The 15,419-nt window shown below is 54.8% G+C and carries 12 protein-coding genes and 2 pseudogenes; 7 read left to right on the forward strand and 7 right to left on the reverse strand.

What is annotated here, in order from left to right; genetic code table 11:
• The coding region (locus ABEH28_RS03870; RefSeq protein WP_346629200.1) for a CHASE3 domain-containing protein at positions 1-883 on the reverse strand (883 nt) is incomplete at its 3' end.
• Between the two features lie 316 nt (positions 884-1,199).
• On the opposite strand from ABEH28_RS03870, the gene ABEH28_RS03875 reads away from it, so the two are divergent.
• The 3 genes and pseudogenes from ABEH28_RS03875 to ABEH28_RS03885 form a co-directional block, all read left to right on the forward strand.
• Positions 1,200-1,424 (forward strand): DUF6555 family protein, encoded by a 225-nt coding sequence (locus ABEH28_RS03875; RefSeq protein ID WP_346627938.1) that lies wholly within the window; start codon positions 1,200-1,202, stop codon positions 1,422-1,424.
• Between the two features lie 480 nt (positions 1,425-1,904).
• Complete coding sequence (locus tag ABEH28_RS03880; protein ID WP_346629201.1) at positions 1,905-3,104, forward strand: histidine kinase dimerization/phosphoacceptor domain -containing protein; 1,200 nt, start codon at positions 1,905-1,907, stop codon at positions 3,102-3,104.
• Positions 3,105-3,430: 326 nt separating this feature from the next.
• Positions 3,431-4,882: pseudogene (locus ABEH28_RS03885) on the forward strand (ATP-binding protein); the annotation flags it as partial.
• Between the two features lie 39 nt (positions 4,883-4,921).
• On the opposite strand, the gene ABEH28_RS03890 reads toward ABEH28_RS03885, so the two are convergent.
• Together ABEH28_RS03890 and ABEH28_RS03895 are read right to left on the reverse strand one after the other, a co-directional pair.
• Complete coding sequence (locus ABEH28_RS03890) at positions 4,922-5,281, reverse strand: response regulator (RefSeq protein WP_346627936.1); 360 nt, start codon at positions 5,279-5,281, stop codon at positions 4,922-4,924.
• A gap of 532 nt (positions 5,282-5,813) precedes the next feature.
• Positions 5,814-6,980 carry an MFS transporter gene (locus ABEH28_RS03895; protein ID WP_346627935.1) on the reverse strand — a complete coding sequence of 389 codons (1,167 nt, stop codon included), beginning with the start codon at positions 6,978-6,980 and terminating at the stop codon, positions 5,814-5,816.
• Positions 6,981-7,074: 94 nt separating this feature from the next.
• Here ABEH28_RS03895 and ABEH28_RS03900 point away from each other — a divergent pair.
• A pseudogene (locus ABEH28_RS03900) lies at positions 7,075-7,968 on the forward strand (LysR family transcriptional regulator).
• Positions 7,969-8,140: 172 nt separating this feature from the next.
• Here ABEH28_RS03900 and ABEH28_RS03905 read toward each other — a convergent pair.
• Entirely contained in the window at positions 8,141-8,329 is a 189-nt protein-coding gene (locus ABEH28_RS03905; RefSeq protein ID WP_346627934.1) for an AbrB/MazE/SpoVT family DNA-binding domain-containing protein, read from the reverse strand.
• Between the two features lie 626 nt (positions 8,330-8,955).
• On the opposite strand from ABEH28_RS03905, the gene ABEH28_RS03910 reads away from it, so the two are divergent.
• Complete coding sequence (locus ABEH28_RS03910) at positions 8,956-9,198, forward strand: type II toxin-antitoxin system ParD family antitoxin (protein ID WP_346627933.1); 243 nt, start codon at positions 8,956-8,958, stop codon at positions 9,196-9,198.
• Between the two features lie 358 nt (positions 9,199-9,556).
• Positions 9,557-9,724 carry a hypothetical protein gene (locus ABEH28_RS03915; protein ID WP_187292090.1) on the forward strand — a complete coding sequence of 56 codons (168 nt, stop codon included), beginning with the start codon at positions 9,557-9,559 and terminating at the stop codon, positions 9,722-9,724.
• 141 nt (positions 9,725-9,865) lie between these two features.
• Here ABEH28_RS03915 and ABEH28_RS03920 read toward each other — a convergent pair whose 3' ends face one another.
• A complete protein-coding gene (locus tag ABEH28_RS03920; RefSeq protein WP_346627932.1) occupies positions 9,866-10,525 on the reverse strand; it encodes an NAD(P)-binding domain-containing protein in 660 nt (219 codons plus the stop codon).
• 77 nt (positions 10,526-10,602) lie between these two features.
• A complete protein-coding gene (gene bdcA / locus ABEH28_RS03925) occupies positions 10,603-11,316 on the reverse strand; it encodes an SDR family oxidoreductase (RefSeq protein ID WP_346627931.1) in 714 nt (237 codons plus the stop codon).
• 76 nt (positions 11,317-11,392) lie between these two features.
• Here bdcA and ABEH28_RS03930 point away from each other — a divergent pair, with 76 nt between their 5' ends.
• Positions 11,393-11,980 (forward strand): TetR/AcrR family transcriptional regulator, encoded by a 588-nt coding sequence (locus ABEH28_RS03930; protein WP_032703333.1) that lies wholly within the window; start codon positions 11,393-11,395, stop codon positions 11,978-11,980.
• Between the two features lie 1,467 nt (positions 11,981-13,447).
• Here ABEH28_RS03930 and ABEH28_RS03935 read toward each other — a convergent pair.
• Positions 13,448-13,732, reverse strand: a complete 285-nt coding sequence (locus ABEH28_RS03935) for a helix-turn-helix transcriptional regulator (RefSeq protein WP_346627930.1) — start codon at positions 13,730-13,732, stop codon at positions 13,448-13,450.
• Between the last annotated feature and the right edge of the window lie 1,687 nt (positions 13,733-15,419).

The raw sequence follows: 15,419 nt of genomic DNA on the forward strand, positions 1-15,419 counted from the left end.
CGCGTGAAAACCCAAAGTTCGCCACGCGTACAAAATCGCCGAACGGCTGCCGGACATAAACGGCAGCGACCACAGCGCCCAAGTATTCGGCGAAAAACTCCAGGACATTTTTTCCAACCGAATCCGCGGATAGCTCGCCTAGCACGCGCTGGGCGAGCTGGCTCTGTCCGTTTTTGAGCCAAGCGTCGTGTTCCAATCTGGTTTTGCTTTGATTTTGGGCGTCCACGATAGTGGTATACGAAGTGGAGAGCTGTATGAGCTCTCTACGACCGAAATAGGCAAGAATAAGGTTTGCAGCCAAGGTGAATAACACGAACGTGCTAATCGTAATGAACGTCGTGCGACGTACCGATTCAGTTCGCAAGATTCTCAGCCCCTGCTCCATCGCGATCAGGTCTCTGAACTCCGAACGCATCTCATCACCGAGTTGCTTACCTTTACCCATTCGCAAGATACTTTCGACATCGCCGTTGCTACGCCGTATTTCAATGATCCGCTGCGCCCGATCTGCCCAGGCCGCTTGCAGCGCTCCGATGCGCTGCAACCGGTCTACTTGAGAAATGTTGTCCGACACCAGGGCCTGAAGCGCCTTGATATTCTCAGGAACACGGACTCGGGCAAGCTCATAGGTATCGAGGTAACGGTCATCACCGCTAAGAAGATACCCTCGAACACCACTCTCCATGTCCACGGCGAGTTTCTGCGTTTCATGGGCATTGTTGATCACACGATCCGTGTGCTCGACCCAGTCGATTTGATCGAGAAGATAGGCAATCAAGGAAACGAACAGCAAGATACCAAAAAGGCCAAGCATCACTGGCGCTGCGACATTGCGTCGCAAAATTTTACGGAAATTACGCTCGTCAACAGCTCCAGTCGGCATGTCGAAAATCCTGCAGGGGGGAAGGCGGGAAGCTTATCTGATAATTTGCCATTACTCACCGCCCGGCTATTGCCCGCCATGTGTAATACGCAAAGCTCATGTGGACTCCGTGTATTGCAGTGTGGCGGCTTTAGCATAGCGCTAGGCGACACACTCTGAGCGGCTGTCTCAAGAGACTGGTGGACGCTCCTGAGTAAGAGTCGCGACGAGCTGCGCTTGATGACATTGCTCCACCGAGACGGGCTGCTGGAACTATGGTGGCGTGCGACTTTCGGAATAAGTGTAATCCGTAGCTTTCCGGGAAAAGGAACAACCCATGGCACACTCTGCCCATTATCGAATCGACTACATCCATAACGGCACGTACAAGAGCTTTTACGTCAGCACCGAGACGATGACCAATGCCGAGGCGTGGCACTGGGCTGCTGTAGACTCAGGGGTTGCACAGATCCCGAAATACCGCCGTGACAACGTCCAGGTGGTCAGCAAAACCCTCGCCGAGCGGCACGGAATCGCCGAAGTACAATGGTCTCAGGCCTAATAATTTGAGACGCCCAAGAGTGGAATTTGAGCCTCCGGGCACGACTCAAACTGCTGCTACGGTCACAAGGTCCATCACCCTGAATTGACATCGACAGCTGCGGCAGGTGGAGGGTCGAGGCTGACTGGCCTGTTAGCTTTCGCGAAATGGATGTCAAACCCATCGGAACACTGCTTCGTTACGCGCGGGAATATCCCATCATCAAATGAGTTTCTCCTTTCCCGGCCAGCACCAGAATATTGGTCAAGAAATGCGCCGGTTGCTCAGCATTACAAGGCGATCGTCGAAGGCCCGCTATCAGACCCATTCTAGACGCCAGGGTTCGAGCAAAAGCTATTTTCCTGGATTTACGGCCCAAGCCCATCACTTTAAAATACCTCGTATTCGTAAGGCTTCACTGCTAACTCCCAGGACGGATCTGGACGGCCATGACAAAGGCTCTCAGTCAAAACGAAGGGAACCCAGTCATAGAGGTCATTGATGTCCGCTGATCATTACAATGCTGCGCCCGTCCCCCCAGAGCAAGGAGCAGCCAACGCCGAAGAGCTGGCTTACCGACTCCGTCAACAGCAGCTGACGGCAGATTTTGGACTGCTCGCCTTAAAAACCCACGATGCACAGTTATTGCTTCAGGAGGCTACCCGTCTGTGTGCAGAGGGCATGTCCACCCTGCTTTGCAAGGTCATGGCGTTTCAGCCGCAAGAGGGGGACTTTCTTATGATCGCCGGTGTGGGCTGGAAACCTGGATACGTAGGGCATGCACGAGCAGGAGCCGATCTGGAAAGCCCGGCGGGTTTCGCTTTTCAGACAAGACGAGCGGTCATTTCCAACCACCTGCAGGCAGAAGCGCGTTTTCGCACACCACGAATCCTGGCTGACCACAACGTGAAGCGGGCGATCAACGTGGTTTTACTAGTCGCGGAAGAGCCCTATGGCGTACTCGAAGTGGACAGTCCGCTCGATGGCCGATTCACCGAAGCTGACCTGGCATTTATGCAGGCCTTTGCAAATCTCCTGGGCGTTGCGTTGCAACGTCAGCGCTATGAAGACGCACTGCGGGCTAACGAAGAGCACTTACGGCAAGCCCTTGAATACCAGCATGTGTTGACGCAGGAGGTCAGCCATAGGGTCAAGAACGGCTTGACGATTGTGGCGGGGTTGCTGCGCGTGCAGAGCAACAGCTCATCATCCTCAGAACTTCGGCAGGCACTCGGCGATGCAGAAACGCGGGTATTGACCATTGCGCAACTGCATGACCGTTTGTGGCAAACGGGCGAAGTGCGAAGCCTGAACCTGGAGGATTTTCTGAGGGAACTCTGCGAGAAATTCAGCAGCTCCGCGTCGACCAAAATCCTGACGTACGACGCTCCTCCTGTAATGATTCCCACAGATGACGCGATTCCTCTAGGCCTGCTGGTGAACGAGCTGGTCACCAATGCAGTGAAATATGCCTCTCCACAGAAACCAGGCGATGTAAGCATCAGCATCAAGCCCAACGGCGACCGTCTACGATTGGAAGTACGCGATCGTGGCCCGGGGTTACCTGAGGATTGGCAGCAGAGGAAACCCGCTAGCCTAGGCATGAAACTCATTTCTCGCTTGAGCAGACAGCTGGGAGGTGAACCTCAATGGGAGAATGCTCTTCCTGGTTCACGCTTTACTCTGGAATTCTCTGCTTGAGTATTCCAAGGTCCTACTAGGTTGCCTCAGACTTTTCTATGCCGAAACATCAAACAATGGTTCATGATTTTCAAAAAATCGCGTGATGGTTTAGTCGGTAATTCTTCAGCAAACAAATCAATGTAATTATCGAGCGCAGCCTGCTCGCATGGGTGCTCCCACCCTGTCAGACGATGGCAGAGAACGGTCATCTCCTTACCTGCAGACGGCAATGGGCAAAGCAGCCATTCCACTCTTGGGCTGAGGTACAAAGGCAAAGGCGGCTATCGCGGAAAGTACTGCAAATGCTAGACTTCGCGTCTACTCCAGCTCCGGCAGAGGTCGTCATGCCCGCTCAATCTGCTCCCCGTCAGCTGGAGGCTCACCCCGCCTCTTCGGTCACCGCGACAGATGTACCATCAGATATCGCGTTACTGCACGCGATCAGTACCGAGTTGATCGGTGAACAACATCTGGAGGCACTATACGGCAAGATTGTGGACGCGGCAGTGTCCATCACCGGCTCCCAATTCGGAACAATGCAACTGCTTTGCCCCGAGGGCCACGCGTCGGGCCACGGTGGCAAACTTCAGTTGCTTTGCTCGCTAGGACTGTCTCCAGAGGCGATCAACTTCTGGCAGTGGGTCAGCCCAACGGCTCATAGCAGTTGTACTCAAGCGCTCAAGCTGGGTAAGCGGGCCATCATTCCGGATTTCGAGGAATGGGCAGAAATCGCCGGGACCGAAGACTTGTCGGCTTTTCGCAAAACGGGGATACGATCGGCGCAGAGCACCCCACTGCTCTCACGCTCTGGTCAGTTGTTAGGGATGATATCGACTCACTGGCGCGATGCGCATCATCCCTCCGAGCAGGACCTGAAACTGCTGGATATTCTGGCGCGACAGGCAGCTGACCTGCTCGAACGTACCATTGCTGAAGAAGCGCTGCGCGCGCGCGAGCAGGACCTCGAACGCACCTGCCATACGCTCCGTGACACCGAGGCGAAACTGAGGCTGCTCAACGAAGCTCTGGAGCAGCGGGAGGTGAGCCGTACAGTCCTGCTCATGGAGCTGGAAGAGAAGCTGCGCCAGTCTCAAAAAATGGAAGCAGTGGGTCAGTTGACTGGAGGTATCGCTCACGACTTCAGTAACTTGCTCACGGGTATCTCAGGCTCCCTGGGCTTGCTGAAATTGCGTGTGGCACAGGGCCGAGTGTTGGACCTCGACAGGTACATCACGATGGCACAGAGATCCACCGATCGCGCTGCTGCACTAACGCATCGACTGCTTGCGTTTTCACGTCGTCAAACCTTGGAGCCGCTGCCCACCGACGTCAACATCTTGATGCACGAAATAGTCGATTTCGCTCGGCGTCTGATGGGGCAAGGCATCGAGCTCGATGCTCATGGCGATCCAAATCTGTGGCAGGCTTATGTCGATTCCAGCCAGCTTGAAAATGCACTTTTAAATCTATGCATAAACGCTCGGGATGCAATGCCGGACGGCGGTCGCATCACGCTCAATACGACCAACCAGCAGATAGATCAATCCGCAGCGCAAAGTGAAGGTCTCGCTGAAGGCCAGTATTTGTGCATTTATGTCAAGGACACAGGGTCGGGCATTCCGCCCGAAACCCTGGCTCATATATTTGAGCCGTTTTTTACCACCAAGCCCGTCGGCCAGGGCACCGGACTTGGCCTTTCGATGGTCTATGGCTTTGCCAAGCAATCAGGTGGTCAGGTGCGAGTCTGGTCGAGCGTAGGTGAAGGCACGACAGTCTGTATCTACCTGCCCCGTTATCTGGAGGAAATTTCCGAGGCTCCGGGCAAAGCCAGTTGATCAGTGTGCGGTCAGTCTTTGGCAAATCGCTTGCAGCTGAATCAACGTGAATGGCTTGTTCAACCAATGCACCTGATCATAGTCCAGCGTGTTTACCGCAGCATGGAAACCTGAGGCGACGACTACAGGCACCTGCGGTACCAAATCATGCAGCCTTTGGACCAGCTCGAGCCCGTCGATACTGCCAGGCATTCTCAGGTCAGTGATCAGCAGATCTGCATCGAAACCATTGTGCTGAATGTGACTCCAGGCAGAATCTGCCTCGCAGAATGCTCTGACCCTATGGCCTTCCATTTCCAGAATTTCGACCATGATGGTCAATATGTCCTGCTCATCCTCGACAAGAATGATGGTGCTCATGAGGTAATTCCTGTCGTGACGATCAGACCTGCCTGAGCGGTGTCTGAGCATTTGAGTGCATGTAACTGATTGGACACGCCAAGCTTACATTCAAGCGTTCAGTCCAATGAGCGGGGTTCAGAAGTACTAAATTCTACCGCGTGCGCAGGCCTTCCGGACCAGTGCTCGCGCCCAATTATTCAATGTCCTGATCCAATAGTATGGCCTGCGACTCAGGATGCTTATAAGGGCAAGAAATACGTTATCACCAATAATTGACCCACCAAGGCATGAGACAGGTTTTGCAGATCTCGGAAGGAGACGCATAAACAAGGTTCAGTATTTACCCGTTGAAAATGAGCACTGCTTGGCTGAAGTTTTGATCCAGCGCCTCGGGGTTGACCCGTCCCTCTGTGTGGAACGGCAGCTATCGACCCAAAGCTGCCGGTCAGCAATGGTTAAAATTGACCGCTTGTCTCCCCTCGCCAAGGGCAGCAATTCTACCACTTGCCCCCAGTTATCGATGGTAACAAACCACTCCCCCTCATCTTTGTCACACCACTGCTGCTTCAATCCTTCTGGAACGCCAGGCATAAGCCAACACCATCAGCAATCCCAGAGCAGCCACCGCTGCTCCGGCCAGGGAAATCGCCGGATAACCCAGACCAGCGTTGATCACCGCTCCGCCCAGCGCTGCGCCAATCGCGTTGCCAAAATTGAAGGCGCCAATGTTCACCGCAGAGGCAAGATTTGGCGCGTCCTTCGCTGCTTCCATGACGCGCATCTGTAGCGGCGGTACTAGGGCAAAACTAGCGATACCCCATACAAGGATGGCTAGAGCAGCCGGCACCGTCCAACGCATCAGCAGGGTGAACGCCAGTAAGACGAGAATCAGAACGCTTAGCGAGACGATCAAGGTGCGATCTATCGAGCGGTCGGCGGACTTGCCGCCCCACACGTTGCCCAGCGTCAACCCCACCCCAAAAAGCACCAGCATGGCGGTGATGTAGGTGGTGGAACCATTGGTCTCGCTGCTGAGGATCGGCGCGATGTAGGTGAAGACGGTAAACATTGCGCTAGACCCCACTATGGTCAGGGCCAACGCGCCCAGCACCGGACCACGCCCCAGTACCCGGATTTCGGCCATTACACCGACGCTTTGCGGCGTCTTCAGGTTAGGCAGGGCGAACCACAACGCGGCCATGGTCACCACCCCGAGGCCGGTAATTCCCCAGAAAGCGGTACGCCAACCGAACAGTTCACCAAACCAGGCGGCCAGCGGTACACCGCCAATGGTCGCCAGGGTCAGGCCCATGAACATCGCCGCAACCGCCCCGGCACGTTTTTCCGGGGCGACCACGCTGGCGGCGACGATGGAGCCAACGCCAAAAAATGCACCATGGTTCAGTGAGGTCACCACCCTGGCGACCATGAGGCTGTAGTAATCGGTGGCCAGGGCTGACATCAAATTACCCAAGGTGAAAATCGCCATGAGCCCGATCAGCAGATAGCGCCGGGGCATCTTGCCGGTGGTCAGGGTCATCAGAGGTGCGCCGAGCAATACTCCCAGCGCATAAGCACTGACCAGCAAACCGGCGGCGGGAATGGAAACGCCCAGATCCGCAGCAATACCCGGCAACATACCCATGGGGGCGAATTCTGTTACGCCAATACCGAAGGCACCGATGGCGAGCGCGACAAGTGGTGGATTAATGCGCATGGAAAGCTCCTTATCTATGCCGCTAATGCTACGATCCGGTTTTTTCAGGCGGTAGATAGCATTTTTGGCAATCACCTTTGCGCAGGACGCACAAGTGGACTTTAACGGCAGGTCAGGTGAAATGAGTGTGTTCACCACCGTGGCGCAGGAGGGCAGCCTGTCGGCCGCAGCGCGTGCACTGGGCCTGACACCCTCGACAGTCAGTCGGATAATCGCGCGTACCGAGCAACGTCTTGGCACCCGCCTGCTGTTGCGCACCACTCGAGCGATCACCTTCACTGCCGAGGGCGAAGCGTTCCTGCGCGGCGCCCGGCGTATCCTGGCCGACATGGACGAGGTCGAAGAAGCCATCGCCGACCAGGGTGTACCCAGGGGGCGATTGCGGGTCAGTGCCGCCCTCGGCCATGGACGGCTGGCCATCGTTCCCTTGGTCGCCGCATTCAGCGCCCGTTACCCGAACATCGTCGTAGACCTCACCCTTGGCGACGAAGTGGTCGACATTCTCGGCGGACAGGCCGACGTCGCGGTCCGCTTTGGCCATCTGCCCGACAGCCCGCTGACCGCGCGCAGGATCGGCGACACCGGCCAGGTAGTGGTGGCATCGCCCGAGTATCTGCAGTGCCACGGCATCCCCCAAGAACCGGAAGACCTGCTACAGCACAACTGCCTGCGCTTCAACTTCCGGCGTGCCGAACCCAACTGGCCGTTCATCCGCGATGGAAAAGAGTTTTCCCTAAAGGTCAGCGGCAACATCGAATGCAGCAGTGGTGAAGCGCTGGCACAACTCGCGCGAGTAGGTGCCGGCATTGCACGTATCGGTGAGTTCAGCGTGAGCAGGGATCTGCAGCGCGGCGACCTGATTCCGCTGTTGGAAACCTAGAACCCTGGAGACCAGGAACCGATTCATGCGGTGTTCGTCGGCGGGGCGGCAATGCCGGTGCGGGTGCGATTGTTCGTGGACTTCTTACTGGAACATCACCGGATGTAAGCGAAAGCTGACATTTCCGAGTACTCGTGATGTTGAAGTGACCCAAAAATTTTTGGGGCACTATCCAATAGGTGGTTTGCCTTGCTGGAACAATCTCGAGCTCTGGCATTGATGGGTCGTCCGCACGTCTTAAACGGCCGTCGTGAAAGACCGCTTTTGGCCGTGAGCTGCCTCAGGACTGGGTATTCGCATCAAGAATCGGTCTGAGCACTATCGCCCCGTTAACCAATTCGATGCTCAAAGAATCACCCAAACCGACGTTTATTGCTGCAAGGACATCAGGTGGGAGATCGATGATTACGTCTCCGCTACCATCACCTAGATCTTGGCACTTCACGATTGTCCGCACGGATTGAGTCATAAGGGAAAAGGTCTGGACTGATGGGAAAGGCCTCATCCTACGCCAGCATGGCCCCTCCACGAAGCCATACAGCCTGTCTGGCGAGCAGCCCTATCAAACCTGACTGGCACCTTTACCCTCGCGCGAAGTCTAGGATCTCGTGGAGCGCAACCCACGGAGACTCGGATTTTTCTCCCTTGGCCGCGCATATCCGAGCATGAGAAAACGGCCTCTCACAATCTTCCAGTGCTTGGCTTTCCAGGCAATCACTGCAAACCGCTCGTCCTGCAACAATCATCCACCGGGTGCTCCATTCTTCAATCCTCCCCCTCATTGTCCGTAGCCGGATCTCTTCCGTGTACGCTCTAGAGAACCGACGATACATTCGGGACAGCCGCATTGATACGCTCAAAAACGTATCCTTATTTGGGAGTAATGCCGCTATCCTCAAAACACGAGACATTGCGCTCAGCACGCCTTCGTCACCGCCAGCTGTCGGCCAAAATTGATCGTTCGAAAAGCGAGAGCGTCGCGCACGGATAGTGATGGCGCAGCTTTTGAGCACGGCATCAAAGAGGGAACATCGCCGAATGACGCCACTCGTATGATTGGGTTAGCATCTTAGTACCGCACCAGGAGGCTATGGCATGGCTGCTGTGCGCAAAAACATCGTCATATCAGATGCACAAGACCGCTGGATTAAGACTCAGATCGAGTCAGGCCGGTACGCGAGCTACAGCGAATGCATCCGCGCGCTCATCCACCGTGATCAGGAGCGATCTGATATTACCGAGGCTATCCGTTCTGCACTGATAGCCGGCGAGGAAAGCGGCGAACCTATCCGATTCGACCCGGACGCATTCAACCAATACATGTCAGATACGAATTGATGGCGTATTGATGTTGGTAGGGCATCAGTGAGCGTAGCGTGAGCCTCAGTCGTCAGCCGAGAGCGAATCTGTCGCAATGACTGGAGTTGCGCAGACCCCTCTAAAATGTCAGGACCGCAGGATGGTAACTGGGACTTCATTCCGACGACCTCGAAAGCATGAACCTTATTTCTACTGATGCGATGAGTATCTCGTCGATTGGCCAGCACACAGCGATCAAGCCGATACTTTACGTACAAAGCCCAGAGTGAGCTGCTGGCGCAAAGTCGGGACTCGGTATCACTAACGCCCTAACACGTTGACATGCCGGCCGCGAAGGTTAACCTAAGCACAAGTGGAGCGACCCTGGGTAATGGGCATGGCTACGAAAGAAAGTGAAAACGTAAAGTCGGCGGCTCGTGCAAAGCTAAAAAAAATCCAGCAATCGCCCGGCTACAATAGTTTCTTCAAGGAAGCTGCAGTTGAGGCGTTCGGTGCCGTTGAGACGACCGCGTTTGCTGGCAAGTCTATGAGCGGCAAAGCTTAGGCAACCGCGGCGCGAGTGTCCCATTTATCTGGACCATCTGAACCCCCTCAATAGGTCAGTATTGTGGCGAGGTTCCGCTTCTAAAAAGTTGACCTCCCCTTCAAAGCGGTCATCTAAGACCGCCATGACCGCACCGGTTGCCTACCCCCTCGCTGGCGGGTTCGGACGTTTGGCGCGTAGTAAATTGACTTTCAGCTCAGCCGCAGTCTGCCGCTCCTGCTTCCATGCGGGTTGGCCCGGAGCGCTGCGCCAAGACTCGAGAAGCGGACTGTTATTGACCGTGTCGAACCCAAAATCGTCATAGAGTCGTGTCGCAAATTCAATCGCCTCCTGAAAGTTGCTAGAAGCCACAAGAGCTAACCTATCTGGTGACCCGGCCGGCCTGCCCCGTGTGGTGATTCGTGGAGCCTGGATGTGCGTAAATGCCTTGACGACTTTCGCTTTCGGAAGGTGTTCTTGACGAATCTCGTGAATAGTTTTCTGACCGCCATCTACGAGGTCGAATGCGCCGTCCCGCCACGCCATATAATTGTTGGTATCCAGCACTATCTTACCCGCGAGCCCTTCTATCGGTATGTCGTTGATCCTTTTCAGCGGGACTGCAATAACAATTACGTCGCCTGCCATCGCGGTCCCCGCTGCAGTTTTCGGGCGCGCCCGCGGGCCCAATTCGGCTACCAGTTCGGTTAGCGTGTCCGGGTGGCGCGAGTTGGCGATAACGATGTTATAGCCGCACGCAACGGCCGCTCGGGCAATCTGGCTGCCGACTTCGCCTGCCCCAATAATCCCGATGGTAGTCATTAATTCTCACCTGAGGTCTGCTTTAATCACTGCCCTGAGCGTGGGCCGGGCAGTGGAAAAACCTGCCCGGCTGTATTTCAAGCGCCGAACGCACCATCAATGGTGTGCATTGCTCCGGTGACGAAGCTTGCTTCCGGACCGGCTAACCAGGCGACCAGTCCCGCTACCTCTTCAGAACGACCATGCCTCTTGATCGCCATGAAGCTGTGCATGAGCTCTTTCATCGGGCCGTCCGCTGGATTAGCTTCAGTATCAATTGGCCCTGGTTGCACAATGTTGATCGTGATTCCACGCGGGCCGAAATCACGGGACAACCCCCGTGCCATTCCTTGAAGCGCGGATTTACTCAAAGCGTAAGATGCCATGCCGGGGATGGGCATGCGGTCACCGTTCACTGAACCGATCACGATAATCCGACCGCCTTGAGGCATTTGTCGCGCCGCCTCCACGGAGGCGTGGTAAGGCGCTTGCACATTTATGCGAAACAGACGATCAACCGCGTCCGGATCCTGCTCTAGCGCGTCGCCGAAGATGGCGATGCCTGAATTTACTATTAGTACGTCCAACGGGCCGCTGTCGCGGACACGAGCAATGACCGCATCACGGTCGGCACTGTCGGTTGAGTAGGCTCTGCCGCCGGTTTCGGTAGCCAGAGAACGTGCCGCTTCCGGCGAACCCGAGTACGTAAAAGCAACGTTGGCCCCATCAGCTGCAAACCGCCTGACTATCGCCGCGCCAATTCCACGGCTGCCACCAAGCACCAGCACCGACTTGTTCTTAAAATTCGACATGAACGTACCTCCCCCTTGATTAGTGTAGCGCATGATACAATTATCGATCAGCACACTGTCAAAGGATTTTGTAATAGTGACTACAGATAAGCCAGCACGTGGACGCCCTCGACAGTTCGACCCAGACCATGCGGTCGCCACGGCTCAGCAGCTGTTTCATGCCAAGGGCTACGATGACGTAAGCGTTGCTGACCTCACGCATGCGCTGGGTATAAACCCACCGAGTTTTTATGCGGCATTCGGCAGTAAAGCCAAGTTATACAAGCGTGTGCTGGATCGGTACGCCCTCACGGGCGCCGTCCCATTATTGGAGATACTTGGGGCAGAGCGGCCGTTGGCTGTCTCGCTCGCTCAAATATTGGAGCAAGCCGCGCGTGCTTACGCCGCTGATCATTCAGCCACTGGCTGTATGGTGCTTGAAGGCACTCGATGCAACGACATGGAGGCGCGGGGGGCCGCTTGCGGCTTCCATATCGCTGCGCAAGATGTGATTAGAAACACTATCGCCGAACGCTACCCACAAGAGGCTGACCGGCTGGCAGACTTCGTCAGCACTACGATGGCGGGCCTGTCGGCCAGCGCACGTCACGGCCAAAGCTTGGATCGACTATTGGCCACTGCACAACTTGCCGGCGTTGCGCTCGCACAAGTTATTCCGGTCTGAGCATAACCAGGATGCTGTGTTCAGCATTCGCTACATGGGTGGCCAGCGACACCAATATCTGCCTTGCAGCCAGTAGCCGACGGTCCAAAGCGGCTGCTATCGGCCAAAAGCGGACATCGGCAAGCGACTGCTGTCGGCCACTTGCTGTCTCTCGCCACCGTCCATTCTGGCCGGCAGTGTATCCTGCTCCTCAAGCCGTGCTTATGTGCACTCAGCAATCCGGACAGTCAAAGTTTCAAGGTAGAAAAAATGCTCTCACATCGGATGGTAGCCTTCCTTGAGGAGTCGGCGGACTCATCTCATCTCACCTCGTTTATCCTGAAGGAGGTTTGTTGTTCAGCTACCAATATCCCTACAAGCGAGCGCATTGCTGCCTGAAGGGGGACATGCGGAATGCTTTGTACAACGTTGGTCTGAATAAGTATTCCGAAATAACTGAACAGGCAGCGAACGACTTGGCTAGTTTTTTCAGCGTGCTCTTGGAGGTTACACTAAGGACGCACCGACAGACTGCACTGTCCTAGCTGCCTGTAATTTGATCGATTATTTGGAGGAAGACCTACAGCACGACTTGGTTGAGCTTGTTGTGGAGGCCGGTGACTACGACATGACTGCTACATTCGAAATGGCAAGCAGAACACGAAATGACTATTCAAGGCTGGAGTTGTTCTGGTCTGTCGATTGACCGCATTTGGCCGATAACTGACTTTCTGATTGGAAAGGCCGAGCTGGAAGGGCTGATAGGCAGCTAGTACGCTTGAGTCTCTCTAATGATAGGAACCTGACATGGGACATGATTCCTCGTTGCAGATCGAACGCGCCGCTCATGAGGAGTTCGTTCGGCTTTGGAGTCAAGGAAGCTTCGAGCATCAGCGACTGGGCCAAGCGTTTTACAACCACTTCAATCTACACAAACTCACCTATCAGGCCGGATTACACGTTCTACATGAGGCCGACGGTGATAAAGCCTCACGCTTGATCTTGAGGCTTTTCCACCTTCACTGAGTGGCAGCTATCGACCCAAAGCAGTCGTTTTACAATGGATAAGGGCAGAAAAGGACTGCTTCCTGGCATCCCGAAGTGATCACAATCGCGTGCTGGTCAACCTACAGGTCTTCGCCGGTAGCAAGGTGCTCGCTGATCAGTCCATGGATGATGCCAGCAGTAGGGCCATACTGATAGATAGTTGAGAGGGGGAACGAATCGTACCGCTTGCAAAAACGCATTATGGTGGCCAGCACCAAGATTCAGGCGAGTGGGCCTAGGTGGCTATCGAGGATAAGGAGGACGACCCGTTTTGATCTCATGCCGCCGGCTTTGCTGAGCTCAGGATCAGAACTTTGCTTGCAGCCTTATGCATGATCGCCAAGTTCAAAATCGGCAAGCAGCCTTGGGTCATTCAACCCACAGGGTGGGTCAATGCTCAATCAACGCCGACACGCGTCTGACGAATTGCTGTGTCCACTGCTAAAGCATGCCGAGTTTCTCCAGCTCCATGTCGATTTGTTGGAGCAGCGCCTTACGCGCGACCGCACGTTCTTGGACTAGGAATGCTGCCGTGATGAGCGTGGCAGGGTGGACGCTAAGTACCTCAGCCAGCTGCGTTACCTTGTCAATGGTCGGGCACTTCAACCCACGTTCCAGCGTGCTCAGATACGTCCTGCTACTAACTTCTGAGAAGTCTTCTTGGGTGAGGCCCCTTTGCTTGCGGATGTCCCGAAGGACCTGCCCAAACGCGATGTTCAGTTCCAATTTTCAGGCTCACAAAAGGAACGATCAAGCCTTCTTGAGTCCTATAGAGCTACAATCTATAGTGTTCATTTTGGAGGGGCTTATGTTCACTACCTACCGAAGCTCTGAGATTCAGTTACCCGACCTCGGCTATCCTCGATATGGCGACACGCAGATCTGGCCATACGTTGAGCAGGAACTCATGTATCCGTGGTTTTACCTAAGCGTAGTTCGGGTAGGCGCGACCGAGTCGGATACGTACATGCTTATGATTCAACATGCACGGGACGTCGTTTCGCTAGTGCGTCGTGAAACCCCTCGGATGAGGGTTGAGGGGGTCCAAATTGTTACCCCTGCACACGTGAACGGTACTGATCGCTGGCTTATGGAGCCCGTTAAAAAAATATCTGTCCTCGAATCCCCCAGCCTAGGCGGACCATGCGAGGCATTCGAGGTCGATGGGGGGAACTGCTATAGCCTTTCTGGATCGGGGGTTTTAGAGAATGCCACCTTGATACAGGTGATCTTCGACGCCGCAACCGATCTTAAGAATTCCCGATAGCGTTGCTCGCCATCAGCATATAAGCCGCATCGGCTAGATCCTGTGGCAGGCTACCCCGTTTAAACCGGCGTTGATGTGCGATGAAAGATCTAATACCGGACTCTAATCCCAGACCTAGCCAGGCTCGGGGACCGACAGAGACGCTGACAAAGCGCCCTCTTCAGGACCTTGGAGGCCTGGACCTCGTGATACTCGTCTTGCAGGGGTTTGCGCTGCAGGACGTACAGATGATGCTTTCCAGTTCAACCCTGTACACGAAGCGGAATGTAATCGGGCTGATAACAGGGAAGTCTCAGCGGAAGGTCAATCAGCTGCTAAATTCTGGCCTAGGAATGGATCGGCTCAATGCCCAACAAAGCGCAATGGCATTCCAGTTCGCCAAGACGCTAGAGCACGCGATTGCGGTTTTAGGTACACAAGCGATGGCGGAAGACTGGCTGTGCCGATCATCTAGGCATTTATCGGGACTCACTCCAGTTGAGCTCATCGAAACGTCAGTTGGGTTCATTACGGTTGAGCGTTACCTCACGCAGATTCAACACGGGGTATACGTGTAGATGCAGCCGAAAGACAATCAAGTAACCCATTCCACTTTTTTGAAAGACGCGGCTGTATGCCTGATACGGATTGGGCAGTCGCTGAGTTGAAGGCGGCGAAAAACACTGCTTTTTACCAGCGCTTGTATTTCAGCGGAGAGTGGGATTACTACGTCTCGTGACAAGCTAACCGGGGTTTGGTCCACTCACGGTCCCGAGCAACTTGGGAATTTTTCAAAAAGTTAAGTTTCGATGCCCAAATTTGACCTGAAATCTGCAAAAGCTAACAAAAAGCTCTACGCGACCACAGGAGCGAGGGAAAAAATTAGACTGGACAGGCTGGAAACCCAGTAACCATCAGGCCTCAACTGCAGATTGCAAAACATGACTAAAAATTAATAGGGCAGATACCGTTATTGAGCCATGGAATGAAAACCTGGAGTGAGACTGTGAATAAAGGCGCGAGCTTGGTGCTGCGTCGCAAAAAATGCGTTTATCTTCGCGCCGCAACTTGCCGTAGCGCGATTCCGGGCCTTGAATTGATCAGAGCCAGACCGGCGCGGCAGGGACAAACTTCCGAGGGCCGGTATTAAAGCTGGAGCAATGCTTG

This window comes from Pseudomonas sp. Ps21-P2, from assembly GCF_039672565.1.
Classification (GTDB): Bacteria; Pseudomonadota; Gammaproteobacteria; order Pseudomonadales; family Pseudomonadaceae; genus Aquipseudomonas.

Bases quoted from the DNA above. Each gene is read 5' to 3' on its own strand.
- ABEH28_RS03875 (WP_346627938.1), top strand. From the start codon at position 1,200: ATGGCACACTCTGCCCATTATCGAATCGACTACATCCATAACGGCACG.
- ABEH28_RS03880 (WP_346629201.1), top strand. From the start codon at position 1,905: ATGTCCGCTGATCATTACAATGCTGCGCCCGTCCCCCCAGAGCAAGGA.
- ABEH28_RS03890 (WP_346627936.1), bottom strand. From the start codon at position 5,281: ATGAGCACCATCATTCTTGTCGAGGATGAGCAGGACATATTGACCATC.
- ABEH28_RS03895 (WP_346627935.1), bottom strand. From the start codon at position 6,980: ATGCGCATTAATCCACCACTTGTCGCGCTCGCCATCGGTGCCTTCGGT.
- ABEH28_RS03905 (WP_346627934.1), bottom strand. From the start codon at position 8,329: ATGACTCAATCCGTGCGGACAATCGTGAAGTGCCAAGATCTAGGTGAT.
- ABEH28_RS03910 (WP_346627933.1), top strand. From the start codon at position 8,956: ATGGCTGCTGTGCGCAAAAACATCGTCATATCAGATGCACAAGACCGC.
- ABEH28_RS03915 (WP_187292090.1), top strand. From the start codon at position 9,557: ATGGCTACGAAAGAAAGTGAAAACGTAAAGTCGGCGGCTCGTGCAAAG.
- ABEH28_RS03920 (WP_346627932.1), bottom strand. From the start codon at position 10,525: ATGACTACCATCGGGATTATTGGGGCAGGCGAAGTCGGCAGCCAGATT.
- bdcA (WP_346627931.1), bottom strand. From the start codon at position 11,316: ATGTCGAATTTTAAGAACAAGTCGGTGCTGGTGCTTGGTGGCAGCCGT.